This window comes from Leisingera sp. JC1 (genome assembly GCF_001679925.1).
Lineage (GTDB): Bacteria > Pseudomonadota > Alphaproteobacteria > Rhodobacterales > Rhodobacteraceae > Leisingera.
The window spans coordinates 1-15,484 of sequence record NZ_LYUZ01000079.1 but is presented as its reverse complement, the minus strand read 5'-3'; the positions used below and the strand labels follow the sequence as shown (position 1 = coordinate 15,484).

Annotated in this window: 18 protein-coding genes; 10 read left to right on the top strand and 8 right to left on the bottom strand. The window is 63.3% G+C overall.

Annotated features, from left to right (window positions below; all coding sequences use genetic code 11):
* Positions 1–298 precede the first annotated feature (298 nt).
* Both A9D60_RS07410 and tig read left to right on the top strand, forming a co-directional pair.
* A complete protein-coding gene (locus A9D60_RS07410; protein ID WP_065266982.1) occupies positions 299–1,417 on the top strand; it encodes a porin in 1,119 nt (372 codons plus the stop codon).
* Positions 1,418–1,614: 197 nt separating this feature from the next.
* Positions 1,615–2,946 (top strand): trigger factor, encoded by a 1,332-nt coding sequence (tig, locus tag A9D60_RS07405; RefSeq protein WP_065266981.1) that lies wholly within the window; start codon positions 1,615–1,617, stop codon positions 2,944–2,946.
* 94 nt (positions 2,947–3,040) lie between these two features.
* Here the strand turns inward: tig and A9D60_RS07400 are convergent, their stop codons facing one another.
* From A9D60_RS07400 to rpsF, 6 genes are all read right to left on the bottom strand, one after another.
* On the bottom strand, positions 3,041–3,478 hold the full coding sequence (locus A9D60_RS07400) for a hypothetical protein (protein WP_254656645.1): 438 nt from the start codon (positions 3,476–3,478) through the stop codon (positions 3,041–3,043).
* Positions 3,479–3,728: 250 nt separating this feature from the next.
* Entirely contained in the window at positions 3,729–4,217 is a 489-nt protein-coding gene (locus A9D60_RS07395) for a lytic transglycosylase domain-containing protein (RefSeq protein WP_065266979.1), read from the bottom strand.
* Positions 4,218–4,654: 437 nt separating this feature from the next.
* Positions 4,655–4,846, bottom strand: coding sequence for a hypothetical protein (locus A9D60_RS07390; RefSeq protein ID WP_065266978.1), 192 nt, complete (start codon positions 4,844–4,846; stop codon positions 4,655–4,657).
* A 178-nt stretch (positions 4,847–5,024) separates the two neighbouring features.
* A complete protein-coding gene (gene rplI / locus A9D60_RS07385) occupies positions 5,025–5,636 on the bottom strand; it encodes a 50S ribosomal protein L9 (RefSeq protein ID WP_065266977.1) in 612 nt (203 codons plus the stop codon).
* A 12-nt stretch (positions 5,637–5,648) separates the two neighbouring features.
* On the bottom strand, positions 5,649–5,876 hold the full coding sequence (gene rpsR / locus A9D60_RS07380) for a 30S ribosomal protein S18 (RefSeq protein WP_005608650.1): 228 nt from the start codon (positions 5,874–5,876) through the stop codon (positions 5,649–5,651).
* A gap of 28 nt (positions 5,877–5,904) precedes the next feature.
* Complete coding sequence (gene rpsF / locus A9D60_RS07375; protein WP_019295532.1) at positions 5,905–6,258, bottom strand: 30S ribosomal protein S6; 354 nt, start codon at positions 6,256–6,258, stop codon at positions 5,905–5,907.
* A gap of 328 nt (positions 6,259–6,586) precedes the next feature.
* Here rpsF and A9D60_RS07370 point away from each other — a divergent pair, with 328 nt between their 5' ends.
* From A9D60_RS07370 to A9D60_RS07355, 4 genes are all read left to right on the top strand, one after another.
* Positions 6,587–7,120 (top strand): hypothetical protein, encoded by a 534-nt coding sequence (locus A9D60_RS07370; RefSeq protein ID WP_065266976.1) that lies wholly within the window; start codon positions 6,587–6,589, stop codon positions 7,118–7,120.
* A gap of 156 nt (positions 7,121–7,276) precedes the next feature.
* Positions 7,277–7,855 (top strand): YceI family protein, encoded by a 579-nt coding sequence (locus A9D60_RS07365; RefSeq protein WP_065266975.1) that lies wholly within the window; start codon positions 7,277–7,279, stop codon positions 7,853–7,855.
* Positions 7,856–8,026: 171 nt separating this feature from the next.
* Positions 8,027–8,356, top strand: coding sequence for a hypothetical protein (locus tag A9D60_RS07360; RefSeq protein WP_065266974.1), 330 nt, complete (start codon positions 8,027–8,029; stop codon positions 8,354–8,356).
* Positions 8,357–8,472: 116 nt separating this feature from the next.
* The gene (locus tag A9D60_RS07355) at positions 8,473–8,967 is read left to right on the top strand and encodes a GNAT family N-acetyltransferase (protein ID WP_065266973.1); all 495 of its coding nucleotides are present in this window, start codon (positions 8,473–8,475) and stop codon (positions 8,965–8,967) included.
* Positions 8,968–9,101: 134 nt separating this feature from the next.
* On the opposite strand, the gene A9D60_RS07350 is transcribed toward A9D60_RS07355, so the two are convergent.
* Positions 9,102–10,355, bottom strand: a complete 1,254-nt coding sequence (locus A9D60_RS07350) for a cytochrome b/b6 domain-containing protein (RefSeq protein ID WP_065266972.1) — start codon at positions 10,353–10,355, stop codon at positions 9,102–9,104.
* A 176-nt stretch (positions 10,356–10,531) separates the two neighbouring features.
* On the opposite strand from A9D60_RS07350, the gene fabD reads away from it, so the two are divergent.
* The 4 genes from fabD to A9D60_RS07330 all read left to right on the top strand — a co-directional run bounded on the left by fabD (position 10,532) and on the right by A9D60_RS07330 (position 13,909).
* A complete protein-coding gene (gene fabD, locus A9D60_RS07345; protein WP_065266971.1) occupies positions 10,532–11,464 on the top strand; it encodes an ACP S-malonyltransferase in 933 nt (310 codons plus the stop codon).
* A 61-nt stretch (positions 11,465–11,525) separates the two neighbouring features.
* A complete protein-coding gene (fabG, locus tag A9D60_RS07340) occupies positions 11,526–12,263 on the top strand; it encodes a 3-oxoacyl-ACP reductase FabG (RefSeq protein WP_039182681.1) in 738 nt (245 codons plus the stop codon).
* A gap of 416 nt (positions 12,264–12,679) precedes the next feature.
* Entirely contained in the window at positions 12,680–12,913 is a 234-nt protein-coding gene (locus tag A9D60_RS07335; RefSeq protein ID WP_005982462.1) for an acyl carrier protein, read from the top strand.
* Positions 12,914–13,165: 252 nt separating this feature from the next.
* Positions 13,166–13,909, top strand: a complete 744-nt coding sequence (locus A9D60_RS07330) for a HisA/HisF-related TIM barrel protein (protein WP_065266970.1) — start codon at positions 13,166–13,168, stop codon at positions 13,907–13,909.
* A 141-nt stretch (positions 13,910–14,050) separates the two neighbouring features.
* Here the strand turns inward: A9D60_RS07330 and A9D60_RS07325 are convergent, their stop codons facing one another.
* The gene (locus A9D60_RS07325) at positions 14,051–14,977 is read right to left on the bottom strand and encodes a PilZ domain-containing protein (RefSeq protein ID WP_065266969.1); all 927 of its coding nucleotides are present in this window, start codon (positions 14,975–14,977) and stop codon (positions 14,051–14,053) included.
* Positions 14,978–15,484 lie beyond the last annotated feature (507 nt).

The following is a 15,484-nucleotide window of genomic DNA, read 5'->3' as shown; positions in this document are numbered from 1 at the left end:
TACTGTGCAAAAAACCGCGGCCGTCTGAGCATCAGCGCAGGGTTGCAGTGGCTGCATGGCAAGCTTGCTGGTGGCGCCGCTGGATATGTGAGGTCCTTCACTTAACACATTGATGGTGAGCGGAATTTTGCACGTCAAGTTTCGTAATGGGCGGATTTCCGCCTATGGCGGAACCCTGCCTGAGAGATGGAATTTCAACCCTGAAGGCGGCAAAAAACGCGTGATACGCCCTGTATCGCAGCTGCTGACCTCAGGGATGGAGAGGGACAGGGGCTGCACAACAGGAGACTCAAAGCTAATGAGCATCAAATTCACAGCCCGCGCAGGGGCAGCCTCCCTGGCTGCCGTTCTCGCGGCCCCGGCATTTGCAGGCCCCACGTACACCAACGACACCGGCGGCAGCTTCCGCTGGTACGGACAGTTCAATCCAGCCTACCAGTCGTTTGACGACGGCGAACAGGACTTCAACCGCCTGACCGACAACGCGGCCTCCAACTCGCGCATCGGTTTCTGGCTGGAGCAGGCGTACGGTGAGAACACCCTGCGGTTCAATTTTGAAACCGCCTTCGGCTTTCGCTCCTCGGACGGGGTCAGCCAGACCTCAACCGGCGACAACCTCAGCTGGGACCGCACCAACATCCGCCACGTCGACTTCCAGTTCGACACTGCCCGCTATGGCCGCTTTTCGGCGGGTCAGGGCTCGATGGCGACCGACGGCATCACCGGTGCTGACTTCTCCGGCACCGGCCTCGGCGCCTCCAACGCGGTTGCCGATTCCGCGGGCGGCTATGCCTTCCGCACCGGTGCAGGCACGCTCGGCAGCATCGACATCGGTGATGCCTTCACCGATCTGGACGGCAGCCGCCTGGGCCGCGTCCGCTACGATTCGCCGGAGCTTGCGGGCTTCACCCTGTCGACCTCCTGGGGCACCGATATCCTGAAGGACGCCAACGACCGCGAAAGCTATGACGTGGCGATCCGCTGGGCCAATGACGATGCCGCGGGCTTTGCCATCGACACCGGCATCGGGGCCTCCTGGACCGAAGAAACCGGCGAGCAGGACTACCGTGATATCTCCGGCTCCTTCGCGGTGCTGCACAAGGCCACCGGCCTGTCGCTGAACATCGCTGCAGGCGAGCGCGACATCGCGGGCACCTATGCCTATGCCAAGCTGGGCTACTCCGCAGACCTGATCGCCGCCGGCTCCACCTCCTTCTCGGTGGACTACTATGACGGCTCCGACATGGTCAGCAGCGGCGACAGCGCCGAGTCCTGGGGCGTCGCAGCGGTTCAGAAGATCGACGCCTACAACGTCGAGACCTACCTGGCCTACCGCGACTATTCCTATGCCGATACCAGCGCCACCACCTACCAGGACGCAAACGTCATCCTGGCCGGTGCCCGCTGGAAGTTCTGAACCGCAACTCCCTCGGTTTCAGATCTGGAAACACGCCCCTTTGCGGGCGTGTTTTTTCGTGTTGAGGCTTCGGAAATCCGCGCGATTGCGCAGGAAAGGGGCAATCCCCCTTGCGCCGCCGCGCCGGGGGAAATAGAAGACCGCAAATTGTCTGGGGGCACCTCGCACAGGGGCCCCGAATCTCTATGGGGAATAGGATGCAGGTCACCGAGACGCTGAACGAAGGTCTGAAACGCGGCTACGCCATCACCGTCACCGCCGCCGAGCTGGACGAGAAGGTCAACGAAAAGCTGGTCGAAGCCCAGCCGGAAATCGAAATGAAAGGTTTCCGCAAGGGCAAGGTGCCGATGGCGCTGCTGAAAAAGCAGTTCGGCCAGCGCCTGATGGGCGAAGCGATGCAGGAATCCATCGACGGCGCCATGAACAAGCATTTCGAGGACAGCGGCGACCGTCCGGCGCTGCAGCCCGAAGTCAAGATGACCAACGAAGACTGGAAAGAAGGCGACGACGTCAACGTCGAGATGTCCTACGAGGCACTGCCGGAAATCCCCGAAGTCGATTTCTCCGGCGTTGAGCTGGAAAAGCTGGTTGTGAAGGCTGAAGACGAAGCCGTCACCGAAGCGCTGGCCAACCTGGCTGAAACCGCCAAGGAATTCGAAGCCCGCGAAGAGGGCGCAGCAGCCGAAGACGGCGACCAGGTCGTGATCGACTTCGTCGGCCGCATCGACGGCGAAGCCTTTGACGGCGGCGCAGGCGACGACTACCCGCTGACCCTGGGCTCAAACTCCTTCATCCCCGGCTTCGAAGAGCAGCTGGTCGGCACCAAAGCCGGTGAAGAAAAAGACGTGACCGTGTCCTTCCCCGAGGAATACGGCGCAGAGCACCTGGCCGGCAAAGAGGCCGTGTTCTCCTGCACCGTCAAGGAAGTCAAAGCTCCGAAAGCGGCTGAGATCGACGATGAGCTGGCCAAGAAATTCGGCGCCGACGACCTGGACGCGCTGAAGGGCCAGATCACCGAGCGCCTGGAAGCCGAATACGCCGGTGCCGCCCGCGCAGTGCTGAAGCGCGGCCTGCTGGACAAGCTGGACACCCTGGTTTCCTTCGACCTGCCGCCGTCGCTGGTCGACGCCGAAGCCAAGCAGATCGCGCACCAGCTGTGGCACGAGGACAACCCGGAAGTGCAAGGCCACGACCACGGTGAAATCGAAACCACCGAAGAGCACACCAAGCTGGCCGAACGCCGCGTCCGTCTGGGCCTGCTGCTGGCCGAGCTGGGCCAGAAAGCCGAGGTCGAAGTGACCGACGCCGAGATGACCCAGGCGATCATGGCGCAAGCCCGCCAGTACCCGGGCCAGGAACGCCAGTTCTTCGAGTTCATCCAGCAGAACGCCCAGATGCAGCAGCAGCTGCGCGCGCCGATCTTCGAAGACAAGGTTGTCGACCACATCGTCGGCCAGGCCAAAGTCACCGAGAAAGAGATCTCCAAGGACGACCTGCAAAAGGCCGTTGAGGAGCTGGAAGAGGAATAATCCTCTCTCCACGACTTACGGAAAGGCCGCCCATCAGGCGGCCTTTTTCGTTGGATGGGATAAGACGGCGCCGGCCGTCCAGTGCTATCGGTTTCTACCGATGTTCTTCCGGCACCCAGTCCTCGCTCGGGCTGTTCCAGAACCTGTTGGGACTATCCTCATCCAGCCCCCGGATATGGAGCGTCCGCACGCAGGGTGCCACATAGATCACCGGCTCCTCGTAAGGGTGCGCGGCGTAGATGCTTTCCAGAACCCGCGCGGCCCCGGCGTCATCGCGGGCCAGGAAAAATGACAGCTCCACGCATGGCACCTGAACGGAAGCCCCGGTCGCCGCGTTCCGCCCGCTCCCCAGCGACCGGAAGCTCTGTTTGCCCGCCGCTGCTTGAAAGGTCACACGATCGTAATCGCCGTATTTCAGGGCAGTGACCGCCAGAACCGCATCAACGATTCCCTGCACGCGGGTTTCGGGTACCTGGACGGTGATCCGCAAACCGTCTTCGGGGATAAACCTGCCGGTCTTCAATTCGGGCATTCTCATAAGGGACTCCAGTGGTGATTGGAACTGGATACCCCAGGCAGGCGAAGCTGCGGGAAAGGACGGTTCGATGCGGGGCGAAACGTTCGGCCTTGCAGGCAGGCGGTGCCAGTCAGGCAAGGAGGAGCAGGAAAGCAGGGTCAAGGAAGGCAGGCCCTCCCGCCCGTCCTTGGTGCCGTCCTGGGGACAGCGCCGCGGCCCGTTGGGCTAGGCAGCGCCCCTTCGGGGCGCTGCAGAAGGGGAGGTTTCAGCTGTCAGAGGGGGGCGCCGGGCGCAGACCGGTTTCCACCAGCATGCCGCGGCGCTTGGCCTCGTAGTAGTAACCGCGCGAGTAGTGCTTCACCGCCATGTCCTGGCTGCCATCAGCCAGCAGCCAGGCGCCGCGCAGGTATTTCACCGAAAATTGCAAGTTGGTATCGGCATCCAGCAGTTCCTTGGGCTCTCCCTTGAACCCCATCGACCGCGCCGTCGCGGGAAGGATCTGCAGCAGCCCGTAGTAGGGGCGGTTCACCGCCTTGGGCCTGTGGGTGCTTTCGCGCACCGCCAGCCGGTGCACCAGGCTGCGCGGCACCTCGTAGTGGTCCGCCCAGTAATTGATCTTCCGGCGCAGTTCCGGGGTCTCATTCGGGTAGAGCGGCGGGGCGGCTCGGGACACCTCCGGCGGGGAGGCGGTGCTGGCGCAGGCAGACAGCACTGCAGCCGCAATAAACAAGATCAAAGTGGTCCGGCGCGTCATGCGGCCTCCGAAGGCGGTTTCTCTTGCGGGCCAGATTAACTGCCTTGCGGCGTGCTGCAATCCTGCCTGTGCTGCCGCTTGGCCGGAACGGCGGGGAACCGCCATTCAATGCGGGGAAAGCCGCCTGTTTCCGGTGGGTTCCGGGCCGGAATGCAAGCCGCCGGAAGGTCGATCAAAGTTTAATCATTAGAGATTTGTTAAATATGGCATCCCACTACATATTGGGTATGCGCATTGAGGCAGAAACAACCCTCAGGGCAGCATGCCCCTCACGCCTGGGGGGCAGCTGACCACTTCGGGCAGAAAGGGACCGCGGCTGTTTCCCAAAATTTCGCGGTCCCTACAACGCCCAGGCAACCCCGGTAACACTGGAGACCCGCGGATTGCGCAGGACGTCCAGGCAGATGCGCCCGCCAGACGGCCGCGATCGCGGGCGCTCAGACAGGTTTCTGTATGGCGTCAGCCGGTTCTTTGAACAGGCTCTTTTCCGGCGCAAGCAGTCCTGCAGGCACCAGTTCTGACACCGCTTCGGTCCTGAAGTCCGGCCGGTCGAACCGGTGGCCGCGCAGCAGCCGGAACAACAACCGCCGACGCAGCGCCAGTTCCTCAGTTTCCAATGCGTCCAGCATGGCGCATCCCCCTTTCTCACTCCACACAGGCAGTATTCTTGCGGAATACGGCAAACAGATGGTTATTTGGGGGCGGGAATTTCCGTGCAATTTGGCGCGTCTTTTCAAACTTCGCGCAAGCAATGAAAAAGGCCGCCCGTCAGGCGGCCTTTTCCGTGTCTCACTGTCCCGATAAGGATCAGTTGGTTTCTTCGCCAGCGGCTTCGGCGGCCGGTGCGTCGTCGTCGTCGGACGCAGCAGAGCCGATGTCGTCGAACAGCTCGGAGATTTCGAACTCAGCGGCGGCTTCCTCTTCGGCGGCCAGCTCCTGGATCGATTTGCCCGAGGCTTGCAGTTCAGCTTCTTCGGCCGAGCGGGCCACGTTCAGCTTGATTTCGACTTCCACTTCCGGGTGCAGTTTCACGGCGACGGAGTGCAGGCCCAGTTCCTTGATCGGGTGGATCAGGGCGACCTGTTTCTTGTCGACCGAGAAGCCGTCCGCGGTTGCAGCATCTGCCGCGTCGCGCGGGGTGACGGAGCCGTACAGCGCGCCCGCGTCCGATGCGGAGCGAATCACGATGAACTGCTGGCCGTCCAGCTTTTCTGCCAGAGCCTCGGCCTCTTTCTTGGTCTCCAGGTTGCGCGCTTCCAGCTGCGCTTTCTGGGCCTCGAAGGCGGCGATGTTGGACTCGGAGGCGGTTTTCGCCTTGCCCTGCGGCAGCAGGAAGTTGCGGGCGAAGCCGGGCTTCACGTCAACGACGTCGCCCATCTGGCCCAGCTTTGCAACGCGCTCAAGAAGGATAACTTGCATCTGCTTATCTCCTTACTTCACGGCGTAGGGCAGCAGGGCGAGGAAGCGGGCGCGCTTGATAGCACGGGCCAGCTCACGCTGCTTCTTTGCCGAAACGGCGGTGATGCGCGAAGGCACGATCTTGCCGCGCTCAGAGATGTAGCGCTGCAGCAGACGGGTGTCTTTGTAGTCGATCTTCGGCGCATTTTCACCCGAGAACGGGCAAACCTTGCGGCGGCGGAAAAACGGTTTGGCTGCCATGATTTAGCGTCCTTTTCTCAAGCGTTGATCAGCGGCGCTCACGGCGATCGCCGCGTTCGTCGCGCTTCTGCATCTGGACCGAAGGGCCCTCGGCGTGCTCGTCGACCTTGATGGTCAGGACGCGCATCACGTCATCATGCAGACGCATCAGGCGCTCCATTTCCTGAACGGCGGCCGACGGTGCGTCGGTCTTCAGGAAGGCATAGTGGCCCTTGCGGTTCTTGTTGATCTTGTAGGCCATGGTCTTGACGCCCCAGTACTCCTGCTCGACCAGCTTGCCGCCGTTGTCGGACAGAACAGCACCGAAATGTTCGATGAGGCCTTCAGCTTGCGAGTTGGACAGGTCCTGACGCGCAATCATGACATGCTCATAGAGTGGCATGCGAACTCCTGTTTGTGTCTAGGCGCATTTCATAGACGGGGCATGTAACACTTCCGCTGCCCGGTCACGAGAGGCTGCGCGGATCGAAGAAGTCGCGGAAGCAGGGCCTCCTATACAGGCTGCGGCCGAAAGAGCAAGGCAAAAGGGCTTTTTGCGCTGGCTTCCATGGTCCGCCGCGGCAAAACCGCAAGCCCGCCCCATTGCTGCCCCAATGCAGGTCTTCACTGCTTAACGAAGCCTTAACGCGGTGAAACACGCGGCGCCAGCTTTCCGGGAGGGGAGCATCAGCAGGGCAGCAGAGTGCAGACCGCAGCAGAAGGGCAGTCAAATGGCCGTGACAGACCACACCCCGCCGCAGATTTCCGCAATGCCAGGCGCACGTGCGCTGGGTGCGATTTCACGCCAGGAGCCGCTGCGCCTGCGGTTCCAGGCAAACTGGAAGGTCCGGGTGATGATGTTCCGCCTGCTGGGCGCGGCGATGATCCTCAGTTCTGCCGGTCTGTGGCTGGTGCAGGGGGCCGGGGCCGACCCGGAATTGAACTTGATCCGCTTTGGTGTCTCCATCGCCTTCCTGCTGGCTGGCGTGGTGCTGATGACCGCGCATGAGCCTGCGGCCCGGCCGGAAGCCTGCTTCGACCCCGTCCGCCGGGAGCTGCGGGTCCTGAAACATGATGCCCAGGGCAGCCCGCGCACCGTCCTGCGCCGCAGCTATGACTCTCTGGGCGCCGCGCGGCTGACCGGCAATGCCGTGCAGCTGTTCGAGGATGACGGCAGCCTGCTGATCGAATTGCCGCTGGACTCCGCCGCCACCCGCGGCCAGCTGCGCGACCAGCTCAGCGGCGCGGTGAAGATCCTCACCTGAAACAAGATCACGATTGCGCGAGACTCTGCCCGGCTGCCCGCAGCCGGGTTCAGTGTTCAAAGGTTCACAGATAATGTTGGTTTTTGCGGTCTTCCTTTTGAGGCCGAAAAAGCCACATCTGTTGCTATGAAAACTCTTCAACTCGGAGCCTTTGACATGAAAAAGACACTGCTTGCCGCCGCCCTGGCTGCCGCCGCTGCATCCGGCGCTGCCGCCGCACCGGAGAAATACGTGCTGGACGCAAGCCACAGCCAGGTCCTGTTCGATTACAACCACCTCGGTTATTCGACCACCTACGGCCTGTTCTCCGGCTTCGAAGGTGAGATCATGTTCGACCAGGAAGACCCGGCGGCCTCCTCCGTGTCCGTGTCGATGCCGCTCAGCAGCATGTTCACCGGCTGGCAGGCGCGTTTCGACCACTTCATGACCAAGGATTTCTTCGACGCGACCGAGGATGAAACCATCAGCTTCACCTCCACCGGCATCGAAGTCACCGGCGACAATACCGCCAAGATCACCGGCGACCTGACCCTGAACGGCGTGACCAAATCCGTGGTGCTTGACGCCAAGCTGAACCAGGCTGGCGAGCATCCGATGGCCAAGAAGCCCTGGGCGGGCTTTGACGCCACCACCCAGATCCTGCGCACCGACTACAACCTGGGCCAGTTCGCGCCTTTCGTCAGTGATGAAGTCAACATCAAGATTTCGGTCGAAGCGATGAAGGCCGACGGCTGATCCAGCCACCGCATCGTTGAAATTGCAGCCGCCGGCTCCTTGGGGCCGGCGGTTTTCCTTTGCGCAGATTGCGCGGACCTCCCCAAACCGTGACCCAAGTTCACTGGCTTTTGCGCCGCGCGGCGCGCAGACTGAAGACGGCCCCTCCGGCCGCTTCGGAAAGGAGGCACCATGTTCCGCTTCGGCTTTCTCACTTCAGCCTGCGCGGCGTTGGCCCTTGCTGCCAGCCTGGCCTTTACAGCACCCGCCGCAGCCCATGATTCCGGCAATGACGCCGCCCGCGCCATCGCCGGGCTGATTGCGCTTGGCATCATCGTCAAGAGCCTGGACAACGACCGGGACCGCCACCGCGGCCGCGTCTACTATCACCAGCCCCGGCAATACCACGGCTATCACGGCGCCCGCCGGCACCACGCCACCCGCAACCGGCACCACTTCCGCCGCCACGGCGGTCACCGGCACCGCTCACGCCACGGCAGCTATTACTATCACCGGCACTAGGCGCATGTTTGGTTGTGTCCTGGCGGGCGACTTCGCCCTTTTGGTGTTGCCCGCGGCAGGCGGCCTGTGACAGAACCTGATCTGTCAACAAACGGACCGGCTGACAGGAGCGGGCAATGGCGGCAAACAAGGCACAAGCGGGCAGGCTCAGCTACCGGCGGTCGCGACGCGGCGACGCGCAGGCGGTCTTTGATATTGTGAGCGCCTCAGTCAGCCGCCTTGCGCCCGATCCTTATCCGCAGGAGGTGGTGGACAGCTGGATGGCAGGCCGGGTGCCCGAGGATTACTGCACCGATTGTTCCAGTGGTGAAATCTGGATTGCAGAGGCGGACCGGAAACCGGTGGGTTTTGCCCATGGTGTTCCGGGAGAGATCAAGCGCTTATTCGTTGCCGCCGGGTTCACCGGTCTTGGGGCCGGTGCTGGTCTGATGCAGCTTGCACTGGATGATGCTCTGACCGCGGGCGCCGGCCATGTGCGCATAGAGGCAACTTTGAACGCGGTTCCCTTCTACGGAAAATGGGGTTTCGCGGAAACCGGCCGCAGTGTGTTTTCCGGTCGGGATGAAGGACTGCCGGAAATCGCCGTCGTGATCCTGGAAAACGTGTTCTGAAAACCCGACAGGCGTGCTGCAGAGCGGTACCGCGCCGCGCATCAGCGCGGCGCCGGGCCCAAGGCTGCCGGGGGATGCCGGCTTTGCCGGCGCACCCGCCAGACGCGGGAGCACGCGGCTCCCGGTGCAGGCAGTTATTCCGCCCGCTTGGCGTCCAGTTCCACCGCCACATTAACGGCAAACGCCAGCGAGCTTTCATCCGGCAGGCTCTTGCCGACCCTGAAATCCAGCCGGTTCAGCGTCAGCCCGCCGGTCATCTTCGCGGTATCCCCGTTCAGCTCCAGATCAAAGGGCAGGGTGGCCGGCACCGTCTCCCCCTTGATGGTCAGGGTACCCACGGCCTGATAGCCCTCTGCCAGCTTCTCAATCTCCGCCTTGAACTGCGCGGTCGGGAAATTGGCGCTGTCAAAGTAATCCGTGCCCATGGCTTGCTGCGCTACGGTGCCCAGTTCCAGAGAGGGGATTGCAATGGTCACCTCCACATCACCGGCCGGGCCGGGGGCGGCGGGTTCTTCAAAGTTGATCACAGCGGTCCACTCGCCAAAGCTGCCATTGATCACGCTGCCCATCTGAGTGACGGCAATGCCCAGCGTGCCGGATTGCACCGCCCAGCCGCCAGCCCCTTCAGGCGCAGTAGCCACAACCGGGGCAACGGTGCCTTCTGTGACATGGTCGTGGCTGTGATCATGGCCGCCCAGAAGGCCCAGCGCCGCACCGCCGCCCAGCACGCCGCCCCAAACCACCACTGCCGCCAGCAGTGGCACCAGGCTGTGCGCCTGCACAGGCGGCTTGGGCAGGGTGCCGCTGCCCGGCAGCATCCGCCGCAGGGTGGAATCGCGATCAATGACATGGTGCTTCAGCGCGCCGGCAACATGCAGCCCCAGCGCCGCCGCCAGCGTCCACACCAGCAGCCAGTGCAGCCCGCCAAAGAACCCCGCAACATGGTCGGACTTCGGCACAAACGGCAGGTTCTGCCCGAACGGCCACCAGATCGGCGCAAAGCCGGTTGTCGCCGCATGGTGGATCCAGCCCGACAGCGGCACCGCCACCAGCGAGCCGTAAAGCAGCCAATGCACCACCTCTGCCGCCAGCGCCTCTGCCTTGCGGTCCGGGTGCAGCAGGCCGGGTTTCGGCTGGCTCAGCGCCCACAGGATGCGCAGCAGCGCGGTGAAGAATACCGCGACGCCCACGGTCTTGTGCAGGGAGAACAACAGCGTCGCCCGCTCGATCACCGCCTGGCTGCCATCAAACCCGGGGCTCTGGATCTCATGCGCCAACTCATTGGCGAAATAGCCCAGCGGAAAAGCGGAGAAGATCAGCAGGGCGGTCAGCCAGTGAAAACCTTTGGCGACAGAGCCGTAGGACGAAAATGTATTGGTGCGGGACATTGGCGCATTTCCTGGTCAGGGTCCGGTTGACCTTAACCTAACCGCGCCTGCTGCCGTTGCAACGCACGAAGGCTGTCCGCCCGCGCACAGGTTTCGTGCGTCAGGTGCGGCTTTGCTTGTACGTTAGGGAAAGGGCGGGTACATCAGGCAAAACGCTAAAACAGACGAGGTCATCAATGACGATCGCATTTGTGTTCCCCGGGCAGGGCGCCCAGACCATCGGCATGGGCAAGGCGCTGGCCGAGGCCTATCCGGCTGCCAAGGCCATCTTTGACGAGGTGGACAGCGCACTCGGCGAAAGCCTGAGCCAGCTGATCTGGGAGGGCGACATCGAAACCCTGACCCTGACCCAGAACGCCCAGCCCGCCCTGATGGCCACCTCCATGGCTGCGATGCGCGCGCTGGAGGCCGAAGGCGTCACCATCGGCAAGGCCTCCTTCGTGGCCGGCCACAGTCTTGGCGAATATTCCGCTCTGGCTGCAGCCGGCGCCATTTCCGTCGCTGACACCGCGCGCCTTCTGCGCACCCGCGGCCTCGCGATGCAAAGCGCGGTGCCGGTGGGCGAGGGCGCCATGGCTGCGATCCTCGGCCTCGACCTCGACGCTGTGCGCGCTGTGGCTGAGGAAGCCGCGCAGGGCGAGGTTTGCCAGGCCGCCAACGACAACGACCCCACCCAGGTGGTGGTCTCCGGCGCCAAGGCCGCCGTGGAACGCGCGGCTGAGATCGCCAAGGAAAAGGGCGCCAAGCGCGCGGTGATGCTGCCGGTATCCGCCCCCTTCCACTGCGCCCTGATGCAGCCCGCCGCCGATGCCATGGCCGAGGCGCTGGCCGGCGTTGACATCAAATCCCCGGCGGTGCCGCTGATCGCCAACGTGCGCGCCGATGCCGTCACCAGCCCGGATGAAATCCGCGCATTGCTGGTGGAGCAGGTGACCGGCTCCGTGCGCTGGCGCGAAAGCGTGCAGGCAATGGCCGCCAAGGGCGTCACTGAATTCTGGGAGATCGGCGCAGGCAAGGCGCTCTCGGGCATGATCCGCAAGATCGACCGCAACCTGGCCTGCCGCCAGGTCGGTGCCCCGGACGACGCCAAAGCCGCCGCTGAGGCCTGAAACATATTTCCCGGCGCCTGCTCCCCGGTGCGCGCCGGCACCGCATATAAAGGACAAGAACATGTTTGATCTGACTGGCAAGACTGCCCTCATCACCGGCGCCTCCGGCGGCATCGGCGGCGACATAGCGCGCGCCCTGCACGCTGCCGGCGCCACCGTCGCGCTCTCCGGCACCCGCGAAGAACCGCTGCAGGCGCTGGCCGCCGAACTGGGTGAGCGCGCCCATGTGCTGCCCTGCAACCTGTCTGATGCCGAGGCGGTCGAAGCCCTGCCGAAACAGGCGGCTGAGGCGATGGGCTCCGTCGATATCCTGGTCAACAACGCGGGCATCACCCGCGACAACCTGTTCATGCGCATGAAGGACGAGGAATGGCAGAGCGTTCTGGACGTGAACCTCACCTCCACCATGCGCCTGTGCCGCGGCGTGTTGCGCGGCATGATGAAGGCGCGCTGGGGCCGCATCATCAACATCTCCTCGGTGGTCGGCGCCACTGGCAACCCGGGCCAGGGCAACTATGCCGCCTCCAAGGCCGGCATGGTCGGCATGTCCAAGTCGCTGGCCTATGAGGTCGCCAACCGCGGCATCACAGTGAACGCCGTGGCGCCGGGCTTCATCGCCACCGCCATGACCGACAAGCTGAACGACAACCAGAAAGACGCGATCCTCACCCAGATCCCGGCCGGTCGGATGGGGGATTCGAAGGAAATCGCCTCTGCCGTGCTCTATCTGGCCAGCCAGGAAGCGGGCTATGTCACCGGCACCACCCTGCATGTGAACGGCGGCATGGCGATGATCTGATCGCCCCTCCGCGCCCGGTTATTGGAAACCCCGCAGCCTGCCTGCGGGGTTTTTCCGTTCTGGCAGCCCCGGACAAGAGCCTCAATGCGGGCGAGCCTCAGCCGCCAAATGGTTGAAATCCGGTGAAAAAGCAAAAAAGATGCAGCGCAGGCCTTGCAACCACTTGATTACAAGGCCATCTGCACGCTTCATAGCGGCCACAGGCAAACTGCGCTGCCGCTAGATGACCGCGCGAAACCGTTTGCCTTGGCTGCGGTCTATGCTATAGGCGGCCCATATCCGCTGGCATTTCCTAACGGAAACGCCGCACTGTCCCCGTCCCGCGGGGATCACACCGCCCGCTCCGGGCAAAACCACGCCGCCCGGCTAGGGCAGGGCAGAACCGGGCAGAGTGCCCTGTAAAACGAGGAAGAGACATGAGCGACGTCGCAGATCGCGTAAAAAAGATCGTTGTTGAGCACCTGGGTGTTGAAGAAGACAAGGTCACCGAAAACGCCTCCTTCATCGACGATCTGGGCGCAGACAGCCTGGACACCGTGGAACTGGTGATGGCGTTTGAAGAAGAGTTCGGCATCGAGATCCCGGACGACGCAGCCGAAACCATCCAGACCTTCGGCGACGCGGTCAAGTTCATCTCCGAAGCGTCCTAAGCCACGCTTCCGGATGACCGGATTTCACGGCGCTCTCCTGCACGGAGGGCGCCGTTTTCTTTTGGCGGCCGCGGCTCCGAATCTTCTGCCGCGGCAATCCGGCCCCTTGCGCCGCCGCGCTGTGTTTGCGCTACCGGCCATCCCTGAATTCCGCGCCGCAATTGTTCCATAAATGGTCATGAAACGGCGCACCTCCAGGAAAATTCCGTGCTACTCTGACCTCATGAGGCATTACATGAGGAGACTGGCACTATGATCATCTACCCCACGATGCAACTTCAGAACGGCCGCTGCGTGACGCTCGAAAAAGGGCGCCTGGATGAGCCGCAGGTCTGGCATGTGGACCCGGTCGAAACCGCCAAGGGTTTTGCTGCGGCGGGGGCTGAATGGATGCACCTCACCGATTTCAACGCGCTGGAGGGCGACAGCAGCAACGAGGAACTGGTCACCCAGATCATCCGCAGCGCCGGCATCCCGGTGCAGCTGGGCGGCGGCATGCGCTCCCGCGAGCAGGTCGAGCATTGGATCGACAAGGGGGCAGGGCGCGTCGTGATCGGCACCCTGGCGGCCCGCGATCCGCATCTGGTGCGCGAACTCGCGGAACACCATCCCGACCAGATCGTTCTGGCGGTGGACATCTGGCAGGGCCAGGTGATGACGGACGGCTGGCGTAAATCCGGCGCCTTCACCCCGGAAGCTTACCTCGAAGCCTTCGCGGGCGCGCCCTTTGCAGGCATCCTCATCACCGATATCGATTCCGATGTGGCCGATACCGAGGCACAGATGGGGCTGATCTCGCATCTCGCCTCGCTGGTGAAACTGCCGGTCATCGCCAGCGGCGTGGTGCACAACGCCGATGACATCTCGCGGCTCAAGTACATTTCCAACATTGCCGGCGCTCAGGTCGGCCGGGCGCTGTTCCGCAAGACACTCTCGGTCGAGGAGGCGCTGGCCGTTGCCCGCCCGGAACCGGAACCGGTTGCCGAATTCCAGTAACCGCCCGGCGGGGCTGTAAATAAACAGCCAGGCAGTAACCAGCCTGGGACATTCAGCCAAGGGCGCCTGCATTCAGGCGCCCTTTCTGCGCTGACCGTCTTCTGCTGCGCCGGGCGGATGCCGGCAAGGCGCCAGCCGATCTCAGGCTTGTGCACTGACCGGATTGGCATGCGCGCCGGGGTCTGCATCCGCTGCTGGGACTGCGGTCTTTTTCGACAGGCTGAGCAGCACCTGAAGTTCTTCCGCTGTCATCGGCTTGCTGAATTTCACACCGACGTAGTCCGCGTTCTGCCAGGTCACCTGGGCGCGGATGTCTTCCAGACCCGGAAACTCGGCCATGACCTCATCCTTGGGAGCGAGCGCCGGGATGCCAGGCAGCTGCCAGACACGGACCTTGGCGCCCATGCGGCTGATATCAACCAGTTTCGCACGCAGCGTCTGCCGGTTGCGCTTCAGGTCGCAGCTCAGCGAGCAGGGGTGCCGCCTGCGTCTGCGCCGGTGGCGCCGGGCAATCCGCTCCGCCAGAAACAGGCCGCCGCCAGCCAGAAGCAGAACCGACAGGGAGCTGGCAATGGCCGTTTCCTGCGAAATGCCCCTGATCCGCCCAATGCCGGCGGGGGTATCCGCCTCATTCTTCTGTTCCGGAGCGAAATCACAGGGCAGCGGAATGATCCGGGCCGAAAATTCTTCCAGCAGAGTCGCGGTGCCAAGCCGTTCGGCGCTGGTCCCGGCCTTGGCAATGCCGTGCCGGTTGTAGACCTGCAGCAGGCCTTTCTGCTGGGTGATCAGCCGCATGGCCAGCGGCTCATACACCTCCATCCCGGACCGCCGCATCTGCATGCGCAGCGTCACCACCGGATGGTCCTCCAGCCAATGCTGCAACTGCCTGGCCTTGACCGGATTATTGCCGGTTTGCAGATGCTCAAGGAAGCCGCGCGCCTCATGCTGGAACATCACCAGGTCAGACTGCAGCAGGCAGGTTGCCCTGGACGCCTCAGCCGGGCGCGCACCGGTCCAGGCTGCAACAGGCGCGGCGAGTGCTGCCAGGATCAAGGGCCAGTGTTTCATGAAAGGGGCTCGCTTTGCAGCTGGGGCCGGGCCGGCGTGGGACTGTATACAGGAAGACTACCATTGAGGGTGATATCATTGATTAACTTCGCCCTATAAGGGAGTTAATTCGCCGTAAAAGCGAAAGCCGCGCCCGGGGCGCGGCTATTGCGATGGGGCGGAAAGGACACAATCTGACGGAAAGCGGCGTTTGCAGGCCGCCTCAGGCAATAGCTGCCGGTCGGGAGGCGCCGGCCGCGGACTCCCCTGTGCAGGCCGCCCCAACCTTCTGGCAGTGAAAGGGAACCCGGACGGCACCTGGGATCAGGACCCGCTGGTTTCCCCTTAACTGGTCAGGCCGGAAATCCGCCGGATCCGCAGGACGCCGGAAAGGCAGGCTTTCACCGGACTGGCCCGCCTGGAAGTGAGCCTGCGCTGCCATCGGTTTGAGGTTCCGGCGATCCGCCGCCATCGCCTGCGCGTGCCGGGAAGCTGAAATTCCGCGGTTTTGGTGCCGGGGGAGTGGGG